Genomic DNA, 2,560 nt, shown 5'->3' with positions numbered 1-2,560 from the left:
TCGGGGATGTATTCGAAGAAGGTCGGCGGCGGCTCGCCCTCGCGCCGGCCGGTCAGGTAGCGGGAATAGTTCTCGATGCCGGCGCACGAGCCGGTCGCCTCGATCATCTCGATGTCGAAGGTGGTCCGCTGCTCCAGCCGCTGGGCTTCCAAGAGCTTGCCGTTGGCGATCATCCAGTCGAGGCGGGCCTTCAGCTCGACCTTGATCTCGCTGATCGCCTGCCGGAGCGTCGGGCGCGGCGTGACGTAGTGGCTGTTGGCGTAGACCTTGATGCCCTTCAGGTCGGCGGTCTTCTTGCCGGTCAGCGGGTCGAACTCGGTGATCGTCTCGATCTCGTCGCCGAACAGGCCGATCCGCCAGGCGCGGTCCTCGTAGTGGGCGGGGAAGATCTCGATGGTGTCGCCGCGCCGGCGGAAGGTGCCGCGCTCGAAGGCCTGGTCGTTGCGCTTGTATTGCAGGGCCACGAGGTCGCCCATCAGCTTCTTCTCGTCGACCTTCTGCCCCGGCTCGAGGGTGAAGGTCATCGCCGTGTAGGTCTCGACCGAGCCGATGCCGTAGATGCAGCTGACCGAGGCGATGACGATGACGTCGTCGCGCTCCAGGATCGCCCGGGTCGCCGAGTGGCGCATCCGGTCGATCTGCTCGTTAATCGACGAGTCCTTCTCGATGTAGGTGTCGGTCCGCGGAACGTAGGCCTCGGGCTGGTAGTAGTCGTAGTACGAGACGAAGAACTCGACCGCGTTCTCGGGGAAGAAGCTCTTGAACTCGCTGTAGAGCTGGGCGGCCAGGGTCTTGTTGGGCGCGAGGATCAGCGCCGGGCGCTGGGTCTCCTCGATGACCTTGGCCATGGTGAAGGTCTTGCCCGAGCCGGTGACGCCGAGCAGCACCTGGTCGCGCTCGGTCCCCTGCAGGCCGCTGACCAGCTCGCGGATCGCCGTCGGCTGGTCGCCGGCCGGCTCATAATCGGACACCAGCTTGAACCGCCGCCCGCCCTCCGACTTGGTCGGCCGCGCCGGCCTGTGGGGCTTCCACAGCAGCGGCATGGTGTTCTCGTCGTAGTCGAACGACGCGGACATATCCGCGACGCCGGAGGTCGGCGGGCTGGGCATGGCTGGAAAGTAGGTGTTCCCGTGGCGTTCCGCCAGCCTGCCGACAGCCTCCTCTCCCGCTCCGCGGCGGAGGGGAGAGGAGGGGGCAGGATTAGCGCCCGTCGGTCGCGGCGCTGACCGCCGCGCCCGTGGCGCCGCCGACCGCCGCGCCGACCGGGCCGGCGACGACCGCGCCCGCCACGGCGCCGGTGGCGGCCCGTTGCTCGGTGTTGTGGCCGCAGGCGGCGAGGGAGGTCAGAAGGCCGGCGGCGGCGAACAGAACCAGCGTCTTGCGCATGGGAAATCTCCGTTTCGACAGGTGTGTCGGCTCCCAAACGGCGGGCCTCGGCTCAGGTTCCTGAGCGCCGTGTGGCGCCGGGTTTGCGACGCGTTTCCGAAGCGTCACAGAACGGGACACCGATGCGGCATTTTATGCTGCGGTGCAAAAAAGCTTGCTTCTCGGTCGCCGGTCCTTCATAAAGCCTTCACCATTTGCCGTCGTCTGCCCCACCGAGTCCCGGGCAGACCTGCCGGCGGACGCTGCCAGCATGAGCAGGGGCGACCGCGGCGACAATGTCGGGGGGCGTCGATCGCCCTCGTCGTTCAGGACGAGAAATTCTTGAGTATCTATCTTAAGGCTCGCGCCGAAGGGCGCGTGCTTTTGAGCGCTGCGCTGATCGGCTCGGGCGTCGGCCTGGCTGTCGGCGCCGGCTACATGGCGAGCGGCATGGCCGATGCGGCCGCCGACCACGCTCGCGCCTCGCGCATCGCCGCCGAGGCCTCCGGCGAGTTCGCCCAGGCCGCCCTGCGCGGCGACCCGGCCGTCCTGCGCCTCGCCCGCGCGCACGACGCCTACGCAACGCGGGAACGGGTCCGCGACATCGTAGCGACCAACACCAACGACACCGCCCGCGGCGGGGCCAAGCGCGACCTCGATTGCCTGACCCAGGCGGTCTATTTCGAAGCCCGCGGCGAGACCGCCCGCGGCCAGGCCGCCGTCGCCCAGGTGGTCCTCAACCGCGTCAACCATCCGGCCTTCCCGAAGACCGTCTGCGCGGTCGTCTTCCAGGGCGCCCAGCGCGGCAGCGGCTGCCAGTTCAGCTTCGCCTGCGACGGCTCGATGCGCGGCCGCCGCGAGGCCGCCGCCTGGGACCGCGCTCGCAGCGTCGCCGCCCGCGCCCTGTCGGGCCGCGTGCTCGGCGACGTCGGCTCCGCCACCCACTTCCACACCACCGCCGTCGCCCCGGCCTGGGGCCCGCAGATGCGCCGCGTGGCGCAGGTCGGCATGCACGTCTTCTACCGCTTCGGCCGCCCGGCGAAGGCTGCGCCGGCCGAGATCGCCCAGCCGGCCGAGGTGATCCTCGCCGCCGCCCACGCCCCGGCCCAGCCGGAGCTGCGCCTGGCGACCGCCATCACCGGCAAGGCGGCCGACGCCGTCGCTGTCGAGCCTGTCGCCCTGGAGCCGAAGCCGG

General features: G+C 70.1%; 3 protein-coding genes. 1 reads left to right on the top strand and 2 read right to left on the bottom strand.

The window, feature by feature from the left end; genetic code table 11:
- Together ACILRF_RS15980 and ACILRF_RS15975 are read right to left on the bottom strand one after the other, a co-directional pair.
- Positions 1 to 1,109 (bottom strand): DEAD/DEAH box helicase family protein (locus ACILRF_RS15980; protein ID WP_395674638.1); only part of this gene is annotated, 1,109 nt, incomplete at its 3' end.
- A 91-nt stretch (positions 1,110 to 1,200) separates the two neighbouring features.
- Entirely contained in the window at positions 1,201 to 1,386 is a 186-nt protein-coding gene (locus ACILRF_RS15975; protein WP_395674636.1) for a hypothetical protein, read from the bottom strand.
- A 321-nt stretch (positions 1,387 to 1,707) separates the two neighbouring features.
- Here ACILRF_RS15975 and ACILRF_RS15970 point away from each other — a divergent pair.
- Positions 1,708 to 2,560 (top strand): cell wall hydrolase (locus ACILRF_RS15970; RefSeq protein ID WP_395674634.1); only part of this gene is annotated, 853 nt, incomplete at its 3' end.

Origin of the sequence: Phenylobacterium sp. (assembly GCF_044236515.1) — a bacterium.
Classification (GTDB): Bacteria; Pseudomonadota; Alphaproteobacteria; order Caulobacterales; family Caulobacteraceae; genus Phenylobacterium.
Note: the sequence above shows the minus strand (reverse complement) of the source record. Positions and strands in the feature narration are given on the sequence as shown.